This is a genomic window from Klebsiella sp. MS 92-3 (assembly GCF_000195655.1).
GTDB lineage: Bacteria > Pseudomonadota > Gammaproteobacteria > Enterobacterales > Enterobacteriaceae > Klebsiella > Klebsiella pneumoniae.
Genome location: NZ_GL882725.1, coordinates 1 through 703, shown reverse-complemented (window position 1 = coordinate 703; position 703 = coordinate 1). Strand labels below are relative to the sequence as shown.

The 703-nt window shown below is 59.3% G+C and carries 1 protein-coding gene and 1 pseudogene; one reads left to right on the top strand and one right to left on the bottom strand.

The window, feature by feature from the left end; genetic code table 11:
- Positions 1 to 384: hypothetical protein (locus tag HMPREF9538_RS32550; RefSeq protein WP_009484042.1), on the top strand; the 384-nt coding region annotated here is incomplete at its 5' end.
- 78 nt (positions 385 to 462) lie between these two features.
- Here HMPREF9538_RS32550 and HMPREF9538_RS29155 read toward each other — a convergent pair.
- Positions 463 to 703, bottom strand: a pseudogene (locus HMPREF9538_RS29155) (IS5/IS1182 family transposase); the annotation flags it as partial.

Sequence of the window (703 nt, the reverse complement as noted above, 5' to 3'; positions counted from 1 at the left end):
AGAAATGACCTGCTTATTCGCACCTTCCCTGTCATCGGCGGCGGTACGCTGGCTACCGTGAGCACCTACACACTCAGCTGCCTGATGAGCGCCGCTCTGGAGTTACCGCGTTGCTGCATTGTGATTGCCAACCTATCCGGCAGCTATGTGGCTCAGACCAAGGCAATTGCCGAAGCAATCTCTAACCTCCAGCAAGAAGCCAGTCGCCAAGCGAGCACCATCACCCCCGTGCAGTTGGCGGGTACCTGTTCATCCCTGGCGCCTCTCCGCCTTGATGCTGGCAGATTCAGTCTGGCCTCGCGGTTCGACCTACCGAAATATCGGCGGTTACATTGTCCCCAGAGCTTCAGACCCGGCTGTTACCGGCCACGCCTGTCTGGGTAGGGAACGAGTGGTGGAACAGTCGGTTCCGTCGGGCGTTAACCTGCGGAACAGAAACCCATGCGACTTTCAGGTCGCACTGCCGAAATAATACTGGTTTCCCTTCTTGGTCTGGTGCATTTCCGGGTCGCGCTTGCCGTCCTTGTTCTTGGTCGAACTGGGCGCATTGATCAGCGTTGCATCGACGATGGTGCCCTGGCGCAGCGACAGGCCGCGGTCGCCCAGAGCCATTGATGACAGCGAGGATGCCGGCCGCCAGCTCGTGTTTCTCCAGCAAGCGGCGGAAGTTGAGAATGGTGGTTTCGTCGGGGATGCGCTCCAG